Origin of the sequence: Pseudomonas sp. NPDC079367, assembly GCF_044542195.1 — a bacterium.
In the GTDB taxonomy this organism is placed as follows: Bacteria; Pseudomonadota; Gammaproteobacteria; order Pseudomonadales; family Pseudomonadaceae; genus Aquipseudomonas.
The window spans coordinates 22,763-40,948 of the sequence record NZ_JBITTW010000019.1; the positions used below are offsets into that span (position 1 = coordinate 22,763).

Consider the following 18,186-nt stretch of genomic DNA (forward strand, 5'->3'; position numbering starts at 1 on the left):
GCCTGCTCGCGAAAGCGTCAGGTCAGCCAATAGATTTGTAACAGATACACCGCTTTCGCGAGCAGGCTCGCTCCCACAGGGATTTTGGTGTGTCAGGGAAAGCAGGGCTGTGAGGGCCGGCAGCAAAACCGCCAGCCCCGTCACAAATCCGCAGGGTCTGATTCGATCATCAAACCCGGTGGGGCTCAGGCGTCGGGCGTCTGATCTTTCGGTGCATCGGTTACATCGGGTGCATCAACATCATCATCGGTCGCCACTTCCCCGTCAGGGTTCAGTGCCGCTTCTTCAGCGGTTTGCTTCTTGCGCTGAAGCTTTTCCTCTTTCTTCTGTTCCTTTGCCAGGTCTCGTTGACGTTTGGCGAAGGAGTAATTGGGTTTGGCCATGGGCGATCCTCTTGGGTCGAAGGTGAGGTTGAGCGGCGCGTATTCTGCCCTGTATCGGTGCCGGGGGGTTAACCGGGTTTTTGGTCGACCCACTTGGGCGTGACGGTCGGCTGCCACTGATCGAGGGCGTCGAGCAGGGAATCTGGCGATTCGCTCACTTGCAGCATGTCACGGTGTGGCGCGCGAACGAAGCCTTCGCCGACGATATGATCGAGAAAGTCCGTGAGTTTGCTGTAGAAACCGTTCACTTCCAGCAGCCCCAAAGGCTTGCCGTGGTAACCGAGCTGGCCCCAGGTCCAGACTTCGAACAACTCTTCCAGCGTGCCGAGGCCGCCGGGCAGGGCGATGAAGGCATCGCTGAGTTCGGCCATCCGCGCCTTGCGCGCATGCATGCCGTCGACCACTTCCAGGCGTGTCAGGCTTTTATGGCCGATCTCCTTGTCCATCAGGCTTTGCGGGATGATGCCGATCACTTCGCCGCCAGCGGCCAGTGCTGCGTCAGCGACAATGCCCATCAAACCGACGGCGCCACCGCCGTAGACCAGCGTCAACTTGCGCTTTGCCAGAGCCCGGCCAAGGGCCACGGCGGCTTCGGTATAAGCCGGCACGGTACCGGCGTTGGCACCGCAAAACACACAAACGGATTTCAGCGACATGCGTTACTCCTGAATCGATCAGTCGCACAGGGTAACGGCTGGCACGCCGCGCTCCAAGGACTAGACTTCGCGTTCGGGCGATTCAAATGTACCGCTGGCGCCACAGGCGTAGGCGGCAAGCAAACTGCACAACAGACCGTTGAAGAACATGACAGGCACTCCGTTTCAGTAGATGCACCGATCATAGGGCTGGCCGAACGCAATGGCCGTTAGATTGTGTCGATGAGTGTCATAGCCTGAAAGTTGTATACAATTTTTGACACAAGTCATAGGAACTTGCGAAGATTTCAGGCAGTCTTTCCACCACTAGTGTTTTTGTTAACCCTGCCTTGGAGATTCACCATGTTTTCCAAAGTTGTTGCGGTATCCCTGCTGGCGCTGGCCAGCAGCCAATTGATGGCTGCCGAGTGCAAAACCACCGTAGATTCCACCGATCAGATGTCCTTCAACACCAAGGAAATCGTGATCGACAAAAGCTGCAAAACCTTCACCGTCGAACTGACCCACTCCGGCAACCTGCCGAAAAACGTCATGGGCCACAACCTGGTGATCAGCAAAGAAGCTGACATGCAGCCGATCGCTACCGACGGTCTGGCAGCCGGTATCGACAAGAACTACCTGAAGGATGGCGACGCGCGCATTGTGGCGCACACCAAGATCATCGGCGCCAAGGAAACCGATTCGGTGACCTTCGACGTGGCCAAGGTGGCTGACGGTGGCTACGGCTTCTTCTGCTCGTTCCCGGGCCACATCTCGATGATGAAAGGCACTATCGTCGTCAAGTGATTCAGGCACAAAAAAAGCGTCCTCCGGGACGCTTTTTTTGTGTTGGAGCTGCCGAAGGCTGCGATCTTCTGATCTTGATCTTCAAAGCAAGATTCAAGATCAGAAGATCGCAGCCTCGTTGCACTCGTCGGCTCCTACAGGCTCCTACAGGCCTCTACAGGCTCCTCAATACTTCAAGGTGCGAAAGGCATGACCCGCTTGTGATGGGTCTTGTTGTACGTATCGACGATGATCTTCGCCGCCTCGTCCCGCACGGTTTCACCGTGCAGAAAAGCATCGATCTCGGCATAGGTCACGCCATGCGCAGCTTCGTCCGGCTTGCCCGGCGACAGGTCTTCGAGGTCGGCTGTCGGCACTTTCTCGACCAAAGACTCCGGCGCGCCAAAGCTGCGGGCAATGGCGCGCACCTGATTTTTCACCAGGCCGCTGAGCGGGGCGAGGTCGCAGGCGCCGTCACCGAATTTGGTGAAGAAGCCCATCACCGCTTCTGCCGCGTGGTCGGTGCCGATCACCAGACCGCCAGCCACCCCGGCAATCGTGTACTGCGCAACCATGCGCATGCGCGCCTTGGTATTGCCCAGCACGAAGTCCACCGACGCTGCCGGTTTGCCTTCGAACGCCGAGACCTGAGCAGCCAGCGCCTTGACCGCCGGGCCGATGTTCACGGTGTGAATTTCGTCAGGGGCAATGCAGTCGAGCGAGGCCTTGGCGTCGTGCTCGTCAAACTGGGTTTCGTACGGCAGGCGCACGGCGATGAATTTGTAGCGGTCATCGCCGGTTTTTTCGCGCAGTTCACGTACTGCGCGCTGGGCCAAGAGGCCTGCGGTCAGTGAGTCGACGCCGCCGCTGATGCCCAGCACCAGGGCCTTGAGCCCGGAATTGACCAGACAATCCTGGATGAAACGCAGGCGCCGGGCGATTTCCGCCTGCAGGGCCTGATCGTCGGCGAACGGTGGTTGCACCTTGAGCTGCTCAGCAATCTCACGCTGTACGGCTTGCATGAATTCACTCCTTGCTAGATAGACTGGATTCGGCAGGAACCTGAAACACATGTCGCAAATAGGCGACGAAATTCGGATCTTTGCAGTGGGTCTTGCCGGGCTCGTCGGAGATCTTCGCCACCGGCTGGCCGTTGCAGGCGGTCATTTTAAGCACGATGCTCATCGGCTCGACACCCGGGATATCGCAGGTGAGGTTGGTACCGATGCCGAAGCTCACATTGATGCGACCGTGCAGCGCGCGGAAAATCTCCAACGATTTTGGCAGGGTCAGACTGTCGGAAAACACCAGGGTCTTGCTCATCGGGTCGATGCCGAGCTTGTGATAGTGCGCGATGCACTTTTCACCCCACGCCACCGGGTCCCCCGAGTCATGGCGCAGGCCGTCGAAGAGCTTGGCGAAGAACAGATCGAAATCGCCAAGGAATGCGTCGGTGGTGATGCAGTCGGTGAGGGCGATGCCAAGCAGGCCGCGGTACTCGCGGACCCAGCAGTCGAGCGCGGCGATCTGGCTGTCGATCAGTCGTGGGCCGAGTTGCTGGTGAGCCATGATCCATTCGTGGGCCATGGTGCCCAGCGGTTTCATGTCCAGCTCGCGGGACAGATGCACGTTGCTGGTGCCGACGAAGCGCCCTGGGAAATCATGCTTGAGCACGTTGACCACTTCCGCCTGCACGCCAAAGGAAAAGCGCCGGCGCGTGCCGAAATCGGCGACCTGCAGTTGCGCCAGTTCATCGGCCGAGGCGTTGGCGGTGAGCCAGTCGAACTTGCGATAGAGCTGTTCGCGCGCCTGCTCCAGCGAGGTCTCCCGGTAGCGATAGCGATTGCGCACTTCGCTGACGATCGCCAGCAGCGGCACTTCGTAAAGGATTACGTGCAGCCATGGCCCGCGCAGGCGGATGAACAATTCGCCGTTCTCGATACCGGTGTGCAGGTAGCGCAGGTTGAAGCGAAACAGGCCGAGGAAACGCAGGAAATCCGGTTTGAGGAACGTGATGCGCTCGAGAAAACTCAATTGATCAGGGCTCAGACTCAGCTCGGCAAGGCGCTCGATCTGATGACGGATTTCGGCCAGATACGGGCGCAGATCCTCGGCGTTGCGGCAGCGGAACTCCCATTCGACTTCGACGTTGGGGTAGTTGTGCAGCACCGCCTGCATCATCGTCAGCTTGTAGAAGTCGGTGTCGAGCAGGTTCTGCACGATGCGATCGGCAAACACACTCTCGCTCATAAACGGGTCTCCAGTTGCGCCGCGCCTGGCGCGGTCCATATCGATGGCGCTAGTGGCGCATATCAGCGGTGGGGATTGCCAGCGCTTTTTTGCTTTCAGGTGACAGATCCTCTGAGGCGATACACCTCAAACCGCAGAAATTGCTCATTTTCGGTTGCACCTCAAGCGCGGCATGAAGTACTTGCTCGATGCACTTCCAGCTTTTCAAATACTCGGCGAGTAACGAATGCCTCGGTATCAGGTTTGTTTCCACTGCCTTGAACATCGCTGCTCTGATCATTTCATCGGTTGTTATCTTACAGTGGGTAGAAGCGAGTCATGTCATAAGTTCCACGAGTGTTGCTGATGAAGGAAATTGAGAAGTTCATTTTTTCTGATTTTACTGCTCGAGTGTGCTGGTGTGTCGCGCAGTTATTACTGTTCTCTTATAACTGAAGCTCTAACTTGTAAGCGTGGACGGGTTGCCCGCCGGCTCTCGGTAGAGAGCCGGGTTGCTACGTTTCGTTATGTTTTGGGCGCTGGCACCGGTGGCCATGCAATTGGGTCAAGGTCTAGCTCGAGAAACAGTTTCGAATCAAAAACGGGTGTCTTGATTCCACTGCGACGTTGAACTTCATAATCATTCAAGAGACGCAGGCATATTTTGAAAAGAAGCGCCATCGCCATCAAGTTTACGAGCGCCAGTAAAGTCATGGTGATATCGGCAAAAGCCAGAACTGTGGATAAATCCTCGTTGGCCCCCCAGAACACCATGACTAATACCACGAGCCGATAGATGATCAGCATTTTCTTCGGCTCACCAAACATGAACCGTAAGCTGTTTTCTCCGAGGTAGTAGTTGTAGAGCATCGCCGTGAATACGAACAATGCCAGCACGATACTTATAAACGACCGTCCCCAGTCCCCGACCACGGCGGCCAACGAGTTCTGGGCCAGGGCAATTGCGTCGCCTTCAAATCCCGGACTGTAGATGCCGGACAACAAGATCATCAGTGCGGTGCAGGTGCAGACTACAAACGTGTCGATGAAAACGCTCAATGCCTGGACCGCACCTTGTGCAATCGGATGACTCACCTTCGCTACCGACGCGACATTTGGGGCGCTGCCCAGTCCGGCTTCGTTGGAAAAGACTCCTCGTCGGACGCCCATGATAATCGCGCTGCCGATCAAGCCGCCGAACGCTTGATCCAGACCGAATGCGCTTCTGATAATGGTCATCAGCATTGTCGGTACTTGTTCAAACTGCAGCACCAGTACGTACGCCGTCACGCCGATATAGGCGAGAACCTTCAGAGGAACCAACAGGTCGGCGACTGCTGCAATACGCGTGATACCACCGATGAATAACGATGCCCAGCATCAGGGAAAGCGCGAGGCCCGACCACAAGGGCGGCAAGCCGAATGCGTCTTTCAGGGAGTGCGATACTGCATGGGATTCGAGACCATTGATGGCGAATCCGAATGTCACCAGCATCAGCATGGCTACGATCAACCCGAGCCAGCGCTTGTTCAGACCATACTGAATGTACCAGGACGGGCCCCCTCGATAGAGGCCGTTGCAATCGCTGCGTTTGTAGAGCTGGCCTAGCGTGCATTCGAAGAAGCTGCTCGACATGCCCAAAAGCGCAGTCATCCACATCCAGAACACAGCGCCTGGCCCACCCAAACCTACTGCAATTCCGACCCCGACGATGTTTCCGGTACCCACGCGCCCGGCAAGGCTGAGTGTCAGCGCCTGGAGTGAACTCAAATGCTGACTGTTTGCGCGCCAGCTACCCCGTAAGACGCCGAACATATGAGGAAAGTATCGTAGTTGAACAAATCCTGATCGGATCGTGAAATACGCTCCTAATCCGAGAACAAAAGGTATTAACACCCTGCTCGAAAGAAAATCGTTGATGACATCAAGCATTCAAAGCTCCTTGCTATATAGAGTGCTGGCAAATCAATGGTGTCGTCAGTCCTGAATTCCTTCAGACGGCGTAATATCCCGCCATATTTGATTCGATGCAATTTCGCAAGTTGCTTAAATGTGATGCGAGTTGCTGCTATGGTTGCGCCTTTCTGGTCTTTGCTGGGTTATTGAATGTCTGATTTTCTTTCGGCGAACTTGAGGTTGCTATGTAGCCATTACAGATCTGTCGCGGAGGTTTGTAGGAAAGTTCGCATCAATCGTGGGCAATTCAATAAATACCTGTGTGGAAAAAGCATTCCAACGCCTTTTAACCTAAAGCGCATCTGCGAATTTTTTGGAGTCGAAGAGTCTGAAATTATTCAACCTACAGAGCAGTTCATCGCCCTGACAGGCGTCAAAGCAGGTCAGCGTCACACGCCAAGTGAAAGGGGCGCGCCACAATTGATGCATGAACATCTGCGTCAGCAATCTTCACCGGAATTAAGAGCGCATATTGGTTATTACTACGAGTACTATCACGCAATGACTGAACCTGGCTCCATTCTGTGCTCGCTGGTACATGTGCGAGCGGAGGGCGATGACATCGTATATGAGCGAAACGAGCGCTTACAGATCTCTGGCACTGCAGAGGACTTTGAACGGTATCAATATCTGGGCATCGCCTATCACCTTCGGGATCGCTTGTTTTTTATCGATTATGAATCGCTGACCTCCAACGAAATATGCCAGACCATTCTTATTCCAAGCTTCAAAAGCTGCATAACGCGGCTCAATGGGTTGAAGATGGGTGTTTCTGCTGCGGATCATCGCGCTCCCGCGTGCTCAAGGGTCGTATGGGAATATCTGCGGCAGGAAATCAATCACGTCGACGCGTACCGCCGTGTTCGTTTGTATAAGCCTGATGATCGCGCCATTGATGATGATTTGCGCGCGCGCCTGGCCCAATCCCGGATTGTCGAGGGCCTGTTTGTTATCGCCGGATAACCTCTGTTAAAAATCCCAATGGAGCGAGGCTGTTGATTTTGAAGATCAACAGATCGCAGCCTCGTTGCACTCGACAGCCCCTACAGGGGATTGTCGATTTGTTCGAGCATCCACTTAACAAAATCGCGCACCTTTGGCACTTCCGCCGCGTGCTCCGGGTAAGCGAGGTAATAGGCATCGCTGCTGGGCATCGCATGCTGCCAGGGAATGACCAGCTTGCCCTCGGCCAATTCCTCTTCCACCAGAAACCGTGGCAGCAGCGCCACGCCACAGCCGACCTGGGCGGCGCGGATGCACATATAAAAGGTTTCGAAACGCGGCCCGTGATAGCTGTGTTCGGTGTGGTAGCCCTGACTGTCGAACCAGTCGTGCCAGGCCTGCGGTCGCGAGGCATTCTGCAGCAGCACCAGATCGGTCAGTTGCGTCGGGTCAGTCAATGGCGCGTCGGGCAGGCTGCCCGGGGCGCAGACCGGCACCAGTTCTTCGCCGAACAATTTCAGGCATTCCGTGCCCGGGCGTGAGGCCTGGCCGAAATAGAAGGCCAGATCGCTGCGCCCCTGTAGCAGATCATCCGCTTCCTGCTCATTGCACAAATCAAGATGAATCGACGGGTGACGCAGGCGCCAGCCTTTCAGACGTGGCACCAGCCAGCGCGCGCCGAAGGTCGAAGGGGTGGAGACGCGCAGGACTTCGGTCTCTCCGCCGTAGGAACGCAGGTAATGCGTCGACATCTCCACTTGGCTGAGGATTTTTCTGACTTCGACCAGATACAAATCGCCGGCCGGTGTCATCTGCAAGCGGCGGCGCACGCGGCGGAACAACAAGTGCTGCAACAGTTCTTCAAGCTGCGCGACCTGTTTGCTTACCGCGCTCTGGGTCAGGTTCAGCTCTTCGGCGGCGCGGGTAAAACTCAAGTGCCGGGTCACCGCCTCGAAGCATTGCAACGCGGTGATCGAGGGCAAGTGGCGTTTGTTCAGCATGGCCAGTCCTTTTTCTTGTCTTTCTGTACGCAGCATGAATAAACGGAATGATATCTGGCGTAAAGGTCGTTTGTTGCATCGCTCTGGTGACGCTACAACTAAAGGCCTGCCCGGCCCTGCCAAGCATGGCCGCACACACTCTGTTTTTGCTTGAGGAGAGACCGATGGTTGCCGCATTGCTTGATCGTCTGGGAGTCAACCCGGCCCTGTACCAGAACGGCAAAGTGCCGGTGCATTCGCCCATCGATGGCAGCGAGATTGCCTCGGTGAACTGGGAAGGCGCTGCCGAAGTCGAGCAGCACATCAGTCGCGCAGATCATGCATTCGAGCACTGGCGCAAGGTGCCCGCACCGCGTCGCGGCGAACTGGTGCGCCAGTTCGGCGAAGTGTTGCGCGAATACAAGGCTGATCTCGGCGAACTGGTGTCGTGGGAGGCCGGCAAGATCACTCAGGAAGGTCTGGGTGAAGTGCAGGAGATGATCGACATCTGCGACTTCGCCGTGGGCCTGTCGCGCCAGTTGTACGGTTTGACCATCGCCTCCGAGCGCCCGGGCCACCACATGCGCGAAACCTGGCATCCGCTTGGCGTGGTCGGGGTGATCAGCGCGTTCAACTTCCCGGTCGCGGTGTGGGCGTGGAACACCACGCTGGCGCTGGTCTGCGGCAACCCGGTGGTGTGGAAACCTTCGGAGAAAACCCCGCTGACCGCGCTGGCCTGTCAGGCGCTGTTCGATCGCGTAGTGAAAAATTTCAGTGATGCCCCAGCGAGCCTGTGCCAGGTGGTGATCGGCGGTCGCGATGCCGGCGAAGCGCTGGTCGATGATCCGCGTGTTGCGCTGATCAGCGCCACCGGCAGCACGCGCATGGGCCGCGAAGTGGCGCCGAAAGTCGCCGCGCGTTTTGCCCGCAGCATCCTTGAACTGGGCGGTAACAACGCGATGATCCTTGGCCCGAGCGCCGATCTGGACATGGCGGTGCGCGCGATTCTGTTCAGCGCCGTTGGCACCGCCGGGCAACGCTGCACGACCTTGCGTCGTTTGATTGCCCATGAATCGGTCAAGGAAGAAATCGTCACCCGCCTGAAGGCTGCCTATTCGAAAGTACGCATCGGCCATCCGCTGCAAGGCAATCTGGTCGGGCCGCTGATCGACAAGCACAGCTTCGAAAACATGCAGGACGCGCTGGAGCAGGCGCTCAGCGAAGGCGGTCGGGTGTTCGGCGGTCAGCGCCAACTTGAAGATCAGTTCCCCAACGCCTACTACGTGTCGCCGGCCATCGTCGAAATGCCCGAACAGAGCGACGTGGTTTGCAGCGAAACCTTCGCGCCGATTCTTTACGTGGTTGGCTACAGCGATTTCGAGCAAGCGCTGCGCTTGAACAACGCCGTGCCGCAAGGACTGTCGTCGTGCATCTTCACCACCGATGTGCGTGAGGCTGAGCGGTTCATGTCGGCTGTCGGCAGCGACTGCGGCATCGCCAACGTCAACATCGGCCCGAGCGGTGCGGAAATCGGCGGCGCCTTCGGTGGCGAAAAAGAGACCGGCGGCGGCCGTGAGTCCGGCTCCGACGCGTGGCGAGCTTACATGCGCCGGCAGACCAATACCGTCAACTACTCGCTGGAATTGCCGTTGGCGCAGGGCATCACATTCGACTGACAGGTCGAGATCGCCTTTGTGGGAGCGAGCTTGCTCGCGAATGCGGTGTGTCAGCCGGTATGGATATTGGCTGATATACCGCTTTCGCGAGCAAGACCGCTCCCACAGGGTAGCCAGTGTTTGTTGGGTTTCTGTTGGAGTCTGGCAATGCCGTTACGCGAAGAATGTCTGTGGGAAAAGCTCACGCCACAACGGCCGGAGAATTCGGCGCTCAAGGGTGAGGTCAAGGTCGATGTCTGCGTGATCGGCGCCGGGTTCACCGGGTTGTCGGCGGCGCTGCATTTGCTGGAAAAAGGCAAAAACGTTTGCGTGCTGGAGGCTCATCGCGCAGGGCATGGAGGTTCCGGGCGCAACGTCGGGCTGGTCAATGCCGGCCTGTGGATTCCTCCGGACGAGATCGAGGCTGGCTTTGGTGAGGCGGTCGGCAGTCAGCTCAACCGCATGCTCGGCGCAGCGCCAGCGCTGGTGTTCAGCCTTGTGGACAAATACAACATCGATTGCCAGTTGCGCCGCGAAGGCACTTTGCACATGGCGCATAACGCCAAGGGCGAGGCCGACCTGCGCAGTCGCGAGCAGCAGTGGAAGCGCCGTGGCGCGCCGGTCGAACTGCTGACAGGCAAGGCCTGCGAGCAAGCCACCGGCACGCAGAAAATCGCCGCCGCGTTGCTTGACCGCCGTGCCGGCACGCTCAACCCGATGGCGTATGTAACCGGGCTGGCCAATGCCGTGCGCGGGCTCGGTGGGCAGATGTTCGATCATTCGCCGGTGACGCGCCTCGAACGCGTCGGGCCGAAGTGGTCGGTGCAGACCGCACAGGGTTCGGTGCTGGCCGAGCAAGTGGTCATCGCCTCCAATGCCTACACCGAAGGCGACTGGACCGAACTCAAGCGCAATTTCTTTCCAGGCTATTACTATCAGGTCGCCTCGGTGCCGCTCACTGAGGACGCTGCGCAGGCAATTCTTCCGGGCGGGCAGGGCTCGTGGGACACCCGTCAGGTGCTGAGCAGCATCCGCCGCGACAAGGAAGGGCGGTTGCTACTCGGCAGCCTCGGCAATGGCAATCAGAAACCGACCTGGTTTCTCAAGGCCTGGGCCGACCGGGTGCAGCAGCATTATTTCCCCAATCTGAAGCCGGTCGAGTGGGAATGCACCTGGACCGGGCGCATTGCGTTCACGCCGGATCACTTGATGCGCCTGTTCGAACCGGCGCCGGGTCTGTTAGCAGTCACCGGCTACAACGGACGCGGCGTGACCACTGGCACTGTGGTCGGCAAGGCCTTCGCCGATTACCTGTGCAACGGCGATTCGCAGGCGCTGCCGATTCCTTTCGCACCGATGCAGCCCCTGGCGGGCGTCGGCTTGCGCAGTTGCCTGTATGAGGCCGGTTTCTCGCTGTATCACGCGGGCCAGTGCTTGCGCATCGTCATTTGAGTGTTGAAATTTGTTGCCGGAAGCGGCGCTTTTGCATCCAGCGACTAGCCTGTAATGGTGCGGGTTGTAGCAGTCCCGCACCAGCAGTGTGCAGTTCGGTGACGCGCGCTGTTACAGGCTGGTTGCACGTACTTTGCCGCTGCGGTTGCAATGATGGCGCGTGCGGGTTGCGCCTGAATAAATATACGGTTTCACCTTCCGCGGTTTAGACGGTTGCACGCCCAATGAAAATGGGAACGAAACAGTCGAAATAACAACAATGCAGCGACTTTTTGAAGAATAAAAAACCGATGGCACGGGCCTTGCTCTGAGCTTTGAGTGAAGTGAAGTCGCAGTGCCAACTAAAAAAAACCTTGGAGCACCACCTCATGTCCCAGACGTTTTACAAGAAAGGCTTTCTTGCCCTCGCAGTGGCTACTGCGCTGGGTGTTTCTGCGTTTGCTCAAGCTGATATCAAGATCGGTGTAGCGGGTCCGATGACCGGTGCCAACGCGGCATTTGGTGAGCAGTACATGAAGGGTGCACAGGCGGCGGCCGACGCGATCAACGCGGCGGGCGGTGTCAATGGGGAAAAAATCGTCCTGGTCAAAGGCGATGACGCGTGCGAGCCGAAGCAGGCGGTGACGGTCGCCAAGGACCTCACCAACCAGAAAGTCGCCGGCGTGGTTGGCCACTTCTGCTCCTCTTCGACCATTCCAGCCTCGGAAATCTACGACGAAGCCGGGATCATCGCGATCACGCCGGGTTCGACCAACCCACAAGTTACCGAGCGCGGCCTGAGTGCCATGTTCCGTATGTGCGGACGTGACGACCAGCAGGGCATCGTTGCTGGCGACTACATCGTCGACATGCTCAAGGGCAAGAAGGTTGTCGTGCTGCACGACAAGGACACCTACGGCCAGGGCCTGGCAGATGCCACCAAGGCTCAGCTGGAAAAGCGCGGCGTCAAGCCTGTGCTGTACGAAGGCCTGACCCGTGGCGAGAAAGATTTCAGCACCATCGTCACCAAGATCCGTGGCGCCGGCGCCGATGTCGTCTATTTCGGCGGCCTGCACCCGGAAGCCGGTCCGCTGGTGCGTCAGCTGCGTGAACAAGGTCTGAAAGACGTCAAGTTCATGTCCGACGACGGCATCGTGACCGACGAACTGGTGACCACCGCTGGTGGCCCGCAATTCACCGATGGCGTGCTGATGACCTTCGGCGCCGACCCGCGCCTGTTGCCGGAAAGCAAGACCGTAGTGGACGCGTTCCGCAAGGCCGGTACCGAGCCCGAGGGCTACACCCTGTACGCCTACGCCTCGGTTCAGACCCTGGCGGCAGCGTTCAACGGCGCGAAGAAAAACGACGGCGAAGCCGCTGCCAAGTGGCTGAAGGCCAACCCGGTGAAAACCGTGATGGGCGAGAAGACCTGGGACGCCAAAGGCGACCTGAAAGTCTCCGACTACGTGGTTTACCAGTGGGACAAGGACGGCAAATACCACCAGCTGGAAAAGCAGAAGTAAGGGCTGAAGCGATCAACTGATCACCATAAATCCCTGTGGGAGCAGGCCCGCTCCCACAGGGGGTGGTGGTGAACACATCGGTCGCGCTCCGACATTGCTCCGACGTACATCTGTATTTTTCCTAGAAGAACCGCGCGCCATTGGCGCGCAGGTTCTCACTGCGTGAGATTGCGTTATGGATGGTATTTTCCTGCAGCAACTGGTCAATGGCCTGACCCTCGGGTCGGTCTATGGCCTGATCGCCATCGGCTACACAATGGTCTATGGCATCATCGGCATGATCAACTTCGCCCACGGCGAGGTTTACATGATTTCCGCTTACCTGGCGGCAATCAGTCTGGCTCTGCTGGCTTACTTCGGTATCGAATCCTTCCCGCTGCTGATGCTTGGCACGCTCATCTTCACCATCGTCGTCACTGCGGTGTATGGCTGGGTCATCGAGCGTGTCGCCTACAAACCCCTGCGTAACTCGACCCGCCTGGCGCCGCTGATCAGCGCCATCGGTATTTCGCTGATTCTGCAGAACTACGCACAGATCGCCCAAGGCGCCAAACAACAGGGCGTGCCTACGCTGCTGACCGGTGCCTGGCGTGTCGAAGTCGGCACCGGCTTCGTGCAATTGACCTACACCAAAGTCTTCATCCTGATCGCCGCATTCGTCGGCATGGGGCTGCTGACCTACGTCATCAAATACACCAAGCTCGGCCGCATGTGCCGCGCGACCCAGCAAGACCGCAAGATGGCCTCGATCCTGGGGATCAACACCGACCGGGTGATTTCCTATGTATTCATCATCGGTGCAGCCATGGCCGCACTGGCCGGTGTGCTGATCACCATGAACTACGGCACGTTCGACTTCTATGCCGGCTTCATTATCGGCATCAAGGCGTTTACCGCAGCGGTACTCGGCGGGATCGGTTCATTGCCCGGCGCGATGCTCGGCGGAATCATCCTCGGCATCTCCGAGTCGCTGTTCTCCGGCCTGGTCAACTCCGACTACAAAGACGTGTTCAGCTTTTCGCTGCTCGTACTTGTTCTGGTCTTCCGACCGCAAGGTCTGTTGGGCCGTCCTCTTGTGTCGAAGGTGTAAGCGATGTCTTCAACAACCACTGAAAAATCCATCGATATCAAAAAAAGTCTGGTCGAGGCGATTCTTGCCGGCCTGATTGCGCTGATCGTATTCGGGCCGATTGTCGGTGTGGTCCTCGACGGCTACAGCTTCAACCTCGAAGCCACCCGCGTGGCGTGGATCATTGCCATCGTCATGGCCGGACGCTTTGCGCTCAGCCTGTTCCTGCAAACGCCCAAGGGCCTGAAGATTCTCGACGGGTTCGAGAGCAGCGGTTCAGGCGTGCACGTGCTGCCGGCAGATTACAAATCGCGGCTGCGCTGGATCATTCCGCTGATTATTGTACTGGCGATCATCGTGCCGTTCGTCTCCAACTCCTACCTGCTCGGGGTGGTCATCCTCGGTTTGATCTACGTGCTGCTGGGGCTGGGGCTGAACATCGTGGTCGGACTGGCCGGTCTGCTCGATCTCGGTTACGTGGCGTTTTACGCCATTGGTGCCTACGGTCTGGCGCTGGGTTACCAATATCTCGGTCTGGGTTTCTGGACCGTGCTGCCGCTGGCGGCAATCACCGCAGGCCTGGCCGGCTGCATTCTCGGTTTTCCCGTGCTGCGTCTGCACGGTGACTATCTGGCGATCGTGACCCTGGGCTTCGGTGAAATCATTCGTCTGGTGCTGAACAACTGGCTGTCGCTGACTGGCGGCCCGAACGGCATGCCAGCGCCGCTGCCAACCTTCTTCGGTCTGGAGTTCGGCAAGCGCGCGAAGGATGGCGGGGTGCCGTTTCACGAGTTCTTCGGCCTGACCTACAACCCGGACGTGAAGTACTACTTCATCTACGCGGTGTTGTTCCTCGTGGTGCTGGCGGTGCTTTACGTCAAGCATCGGCTGGTGAAAATGCCGGTCGGTCGCGCCTGGGAAGCCCTGCGTGAAGATGAAATCGCCTGCCGCTCGATGGGCCTCAACCATGTGCTGGTCAAGCTCTCGGCGTTCACCATCGGTGCGTCGACGGCGGGTCTGGCCGGGGTGTTCTTCGCCACCTATCAAGGCTTCGTCAACCCCACTTCATTCACCTTCTTCGAATCGGCGCTGATTCTGGCCATCGTCGTACTCGGCGGTATGGGCTCGACCATCGGCGTGGTCATCGCCGCGTTCGTGCTCACCGTCGCTCCGGAACTGCTGCGCGGCTTCGCTGAATACCGCGTTCTGCTGTTCGGCATCCTGATGGTGTTGATGATGATCTGGCGACCGCGCGGGCTGATTCGCATCAGTCGCACCGGGGTCAAACCACGCAAAGGGGCCATTCACTACGAGAGGACTGCGCCATGAGTGAAGTCGTACTCTCTGTTGAAAAACTGATGATGCATTTCGGCGGCATCAAGGCCTTGAGCGATGTCAGCCTGAAGGTCAAACGCAATTCTATCTTCGCCTTGATCGGCCCCAATGGCGCCGGCAAGACCACGGTGTTCAACTGCCTGACCGGTTTCTACAAGGCCACGGGCGGCAAGATCGAACTCAACGTGCGCGGCCAGCAGACCAACGTCATCCAGTTGCTTGGCGAGTCGTTCAAACCGACCGATTTCGTTTCGCCGAAATCCTTCCTGAGCCGCCTGTACTACAAAATGTTTGGCGGTACTCACTTGGTCAACCGTGCAGGTCTTGCCCGTACCTTCCAGAACATTCGCCTGTTCAAGGAAATGTCGGTACTGGAAAACCTGCTGGTGGCGCAGCACATGTGGGTCAACCGCAACATGCTCGCCGGCATCCTCAACACCAAGGGCTATCGCAAGGCCGAGAGCGACGCGCTGGATGTCGCGTTCTACTGGCTGGAAGTGGTTGATCTGGTCGACTGCGCCAACCGTCTCGCCGGCGAGTTGTCCTACGGCCAGCAACGGCGTCTGGAGATCGCCCGGGCGATGTGCACGCGACCGCAGATCATTTGCCTCGACGAACCGGCCGCCGGCCTCAACCCTCAGGAAACCGAAGCGCTCAGCGCGATGATCCGGCTGCTGCGCGACGAGCACGATCTGACCGTGGTGCTGATCGAACACGACATGGGCATGGTCATGAGCATTTCCGATCACATCGTGGTTCTCGACCACGGCATTGTCATCGCCGAGGGCGGGCCGGAAGCGATCCGCAACGACCCGAAAGTGATCGCAGCCTACCTGGGCGCCGACGAAGAGGAGCTGGTATGAGCCAACCGATCCTCGAACTGCGCAATCTGGACGTGTTCTACGGCCCGATCCAGGCCCTCAAAGGTGTTTCACTGCAGATCAACGAAGGCGAGACCGTCAGCCTCATCGGCTCCAACGGCGCGGGCAAGTCGACCTTGCTGATGTCGATCTTCGGCCAGCCGAGAGCTGCGGGCGGGCAGATCCTTTATCAAGGTGTCGACATCACGCACAAGTCATCCCATTACATTGCCTCCAACGGCATTGCGCAGTCGCCGGAAGGGCGGCGGGTATTCCCCGACATGACCGTAGAGGAAAACCTGCTGATGGGCACCATCCCGATTGGCGACAAGTACGCCAAAGAGGACATGCAGCGCATGTTCGAGCTGTTTCCACGGCTTGAAGAGCGGCGCAATCAGCGGGCGATGACCATGTCTGGCGGTGAACAGCAGATGCTCGCCATCGCCCGTGCGCTGATGAGTCGGCCGAAGCTGTTGCTACTCGATGAACCAAGCCTGGGGCTGGCGCCGATCGTGGTGAAGCAGATTTTCGCCACCCTGCGTGAACTGGCGAAAACCGGGATGACGATTTTTTTGGTCGAGCAGAATGCCAACCATGCGCTCAAGCTGTCGGATCGCGCGTATGTGATGGTCAACGGCGAAATCCGTCTATCCGGCACAGGTAAAGAGTTGCTGGTGAACGAGGAGGTACGTAACGCCTATCTGGGCGGGCACTGATTTTCTCGCGGTTGTACACAGCCCTGGCGACGAGAGTCCCGGGGCTTTTCTTTTCCAGATCCTCCACAAATCCCTGTGGGAGCGGGCTTGCTCGCGAAAGAAGTGTGTCAAAAAACCACCGTGTTAATTGACTCACCGCTTTCGCGAGCAAGCCCGCCCCCACAGTTGATCTGCGCGGGGCCTCGCAATTGTGGAAAACAAATTCACCAAGCTGTCAAAGCGCGACATATAGACGCTGCAAATGGCTGTTTTTCCACAGTTTTGACTTGTCCCCGGTTACTGTGGAACCGGCTGTGAATAACGTGGGTGTATATGGCTGCAGGCCATATAAAACGTGGCCTTCAAGGCTATGATTGTTTTTTGATCAGGCTTTTTTACAGGAGCGGCAGACGTCGTTGTCAACCTTTTTTTGGCAACCGGGGCGACAGCCATTTCCTTTGACCAGGCCTGTGGATAAGTCTGTGACTAAACTCTGGAAAGACTTCGCTGAGGGCCGTAGTTGCTGGCCTCGCGCAATCACCCGGTGGCACCGTCCGTCGTGCAAAATGCCCTGTCCCGCACATCCATCGTCTCAGGGTCAAGCAAAAAACTTTCCATTTCGCCCGCAACGCCTTGTGTGGCGCGGCTTTGCGCCTTTGTACTTGCCCCCGAAAACTGTGGAGCAGACTGTGGATAACATGCGTGCACATGGCTACAGGCCACGCCTGGCAAGGGATAGCGGCCGTTGATCAAATTTTGATCTGAAACTCGTCCCATGTAGGCGCAGCCGTCGGCCCCCTGCATGGGGCAATGGTTGCTCGAGAATGCGAGGGCGGGCATGCTGCCTGCTGATTTTCTATTCCAAGGGCTGCCGTGGCAGCCGAAGCAAGGAGAACACGATGTCCAACACCCTGTTTATCACCGGCGCTACGTCCGGTTTTGGTGAAGCCTGTGCCCGTCGTTTTGCCGAAGCTGGCTGGAAACTGGTGCTGACCGGCCGTCGTGAAGAACGCCTCAATGCCCTGTGCGCGGAACTGTCGAAGCAGACTGAAGTGCACGGCCTTGTCCTTGATGTGCGTGATCGCAAGGCGATGGAGGAGGCAATCGCCAACCTGCCGCCGTCCTTCGCCAAACTCCGTGGCCTGATCAACAACGCCGGCCTGGCGCTCGGCGTCGACCCGGCGCCGAAGTGCGATCTGGATGACTGGGACACCATGGTCGACACCAATGTCAAAGGCCTGATGTACGCCACCCGCCTCCTGCTGCCACGGCTGATCGCCCACGGCCGTGGCGCCGGCATCGTCAACCTCGGCTCTATCGCCGGCAACTACCCGTACCCGGGCAGCCACGTGTATGGCGCAACCAAGGCGTTCGTCAAACAGTTCTCGCTGAACCTGCGTTGCGACCTGCAGGGCACCGGCGTACGAGTAAGCAACATCGAACCCGGCCTGTGCGAAAGCGAGTTCTCGCTGGTGCGTTTCGCCGGCGATCAGGAGCGCTACAACGCGACCTACGCCGGCGCCGAGCCGATCCAGCCGCAGGACATCGCCGAGACGATTTTCTGGGTGATGAACACCCCGGCGCACATCAACATCAACAGCCTGGAGCTGATGCCGGTAAGCCAGACCTGGGCCGGGTTTGCCATCGAGCGCAACAAGGCCTGAGACCGCGCTGAGGCCATTCGCGAGCAGGCTCGCTCCCACAAT

Annotated in this window: 15 protein-coding genes and 1 pseudogene; 10 read left to right on the forward strand and 6 right to left on the reverse strand. The window is 58.2% G+C overall.

Annotated elements, in window-relative coordinates:
- Nucleotides 1-185: 185 nt before the first annotated feature.
- Together ACIGDJ_RS16270 and ACIGDJ_RS16275 are read right to left on the reverse strand one after the other, a co-directional pair.
- Nucleotides 186-383, reverse strand: coding sequence for a hypothetical protein (locus ACIGDJ_RS16270; RefSeq protein WP_101157720.1), 198 nt, complete (start codon nucleotides 381-383; stop codon nucleotides 186-188).
- Between the two features lie 68 nt (nucleotides 384-451).
- On the reverse strand, nucleotides 452-1,039 hold the full coding sequence (locus tag ACIGDJ_RS16275) for a TIGR00730 family Rossman fold protein (RefSeq protein WP_101157718.1): 588 nt from the start codon (nucleotides 1,037-1,039) through the stop codon (nucleotides 452-454).
- Between the two features lie 342 nt (nucleotides 1,040-1,381).
- Between ACIGDJ_RS16275 and azu the strand changes: the two genes are divergently transcribed.
- Complete coding sequence (gene azu, locus ACIGDJ_RS16280; protein ID WP_101157716.1) at nucleotides 1,382-1,825, forward strand: azurin; 444 nt, start codon at nucleotides 1,382-1,384, stop codon at nucleotides 1,823-1,825.
- A gap of 173 nt (nucleotides 1,826-1,998) precedes the next feature.
- On the opposite strand, the gene nadE is transcribed toward azu, so the two are convergent.
- The 3 genes and pseudogenes from nadE to ACIGDJ_RS16295 all read right to left on the reverse strand — a co-directional run bounded on the left by nadE (nucleotide 1,999) and on the right by ACIGDJ_RS16295 (nucleotide 5,966).
- Nucleotides 1,999-2,826, reverse strand: coding sequence for an ammonia-dependent NAD(+) synthetase (gene nadE, locus ACIGDJ_RS16285; RefSeq protein ID WP_101157714.1), 828 nt, complete (start codon nucleotides 2,824-2,826; stop codon nucleotides 1,999-2,001).
- A 4-nt stretch (nucleotides 2,827-2,830) separates the two neighbouring features.
- Entirely contained in the window at nucleotides 2,831-4,054 is a 1,224-nt protein-coding gene (gene pncB, locus ACIGDJ_RS16290) for a nicotinate phosphoribosyltransferase (RefSeq protein WP_101157712.1), read from the reverse strand.
- A 504-nt stretch (nucleotides 4,055-4,558) separates the two neighbouring features.
- A pseudogene (locus ACIGDJ_RS16295) lies at nucleotides 4,559-5,966 on the reverse strand (alanine/glycine:cation symporter family protein).
- 174 nt (nucleotides 5,967-6,140) lie between these two features.
- On the opposite strand from ACIGDJ_RS16295, the gene ACIGDJ_RS16300 reads away from it, so the two are divergent.
- Entirely contained in the window at nucleotides 6,141-6,953 is an 813-nt protein-coding gene (locus ACIGDJ_RS16300) for a helix-turn-helix domain-containing protein (protein WP_397479229.1), read from the forward strand.
- Nucleotides 6,954-7,033: 80 nt separating this feature from the next.
- Here ACIGDJ_RS16300 and ACIGDJ_RS16305 read toward each other — a convergent pair whose 3' ends face one another.
- Nucleotides 7,034-7,933, reverse strand: coding sequence for a LysR family transcriptional regulator (locus ACIGDJ_RS16305; protein ID WP_101157705.1), 900 nt, complete (start codon nucleotides 7,931-7,933; stop codon nucleotides 7,034-7,036).
- A 164-nt stretch (nucleotides 7,934-8,097) separates the two neighbouring features.
- On the opposite strand from ACIGDJ_RS16305, the gene ACIGDJ_RS16310 reads away from it, so the two are divergent.
- The 8 genes from ACIGDJ_RS16310 to ACIGDJ_RS16345 all read left to right on the forward strand — a co-directional run bounded on the left by ACIGDJ_RS16310 (nucleotide 8,098) and on the right by ACIGDJ_RS16345 (nucleotide 18,144).
- Nucleotides 8,098-9,588 (forward strand): aldehyde dehydrogenase family protein, encoded by a 1,491-nt coding sequence (locus tag ACIGDJ_RS16310; protein ID WP_397479228.1) that lies wholly within the window; start codon nucleotides 8,098-8,100, stop codon nucleotides 9,586-9,588.
- A 147-nt stretch (nucleotides 9,589-9,735) separates the two neighbouring features.
- A complete protein-coding gene (locus tag ACIGDJ_RS16315; RefSeq protein WP_397479227.1) occupies nucleotides 9,736-11,019 on the forward strand; it encodes an NAD(P)/FAD-dependent oxidoreductase in 1,284 nt (427 codons plus the stop codon).
- Nucleotides 11,020-11,387: 368 nt separating this feature from the next.
- Nucleotides 11,388-12,521 (forward strand): ABC transporter substrate-binding protein, encoded by a 1,134-nt coding sequence (locus tag ACIGDJ_RS16320; protein ID WP_101157699.1) that lies wholly within the window; start codon nucleotides 11,388-11,390, stop codon nucleotides 12,519-12,521.
- 175 nt (nucleotides 12,522-12,696) lie between these two features.
- Entirely contained in the window at nucleotides 12,697-13,611 is a 915-nt protein-coding gene (locus ACIGDJ_RS16325; protein WP_016771918.1) for a branched-chain amino acid ABC transporter permease, read from the forward strand.
- A gap of 3 nt (nucleotides 13,612-13,614) precedes the next feature.
- Nucleotides 13,615-14,919 carry a high-affinity branched-chain amino acid ABC transporter permease LivM gene (gene livM, locus ACIGDJ_RS16330; RefSeq protein ID WP_312997510.1) on the forward strand — a complete coding sequence of 435 codons (1,305 nt, stop codon included), beginning with the start codon at nucleotides 13,615-13,617 and terminating at the stop codon, nucleotides 14,917-14,919.
- On the forward strand, nucleotides 14,916-15,788 hold the full coding sequence (locus ACIGDJ_RS16335; RefSeq protein ID WP_101157697.1) for an ABC transporter ATP-binding protein: 873 nt from the start codon (nucleotides 14,916-14,918) through the stop codon (nucleotides 15,786-15,788). Before livM ends, ACIGDJ_RS16335 begins: the two co-directional genes overlap by 4 nt.
- Complete coding sequence (locus tag ACIGDJ_RS16340; protein ID WP_397479226.1) at nucleotides 15,785-16,501, forward strand: ABC transporter ATP-binding protein; 717 nt, start codon at nucleotides 15,785-15,787, stop codon at nucleotides 16,499-16,501. Before ACIGDJ_RS16335 ends, ACIGDJ_RS16340 begins: the two co-directional genes overlap by 4 nt.
- A gap of 878 nt (nucleotides 16,502-17,379) precedes the next feature.
- On the forward strand, nucleotides 17,380-18,144 hold the full coding sequence (locus ACIGDJ_RS16345; protein WP_186547595.1) for an SDR family oxidoreductase: 765 nt from the start codon (nucleotides 17,380-17,382) through the stop codon (nucleotides 18,142-18,144).
- Nucleotides 18,145-18,186 lie beyond the last annotated feature (42 nt).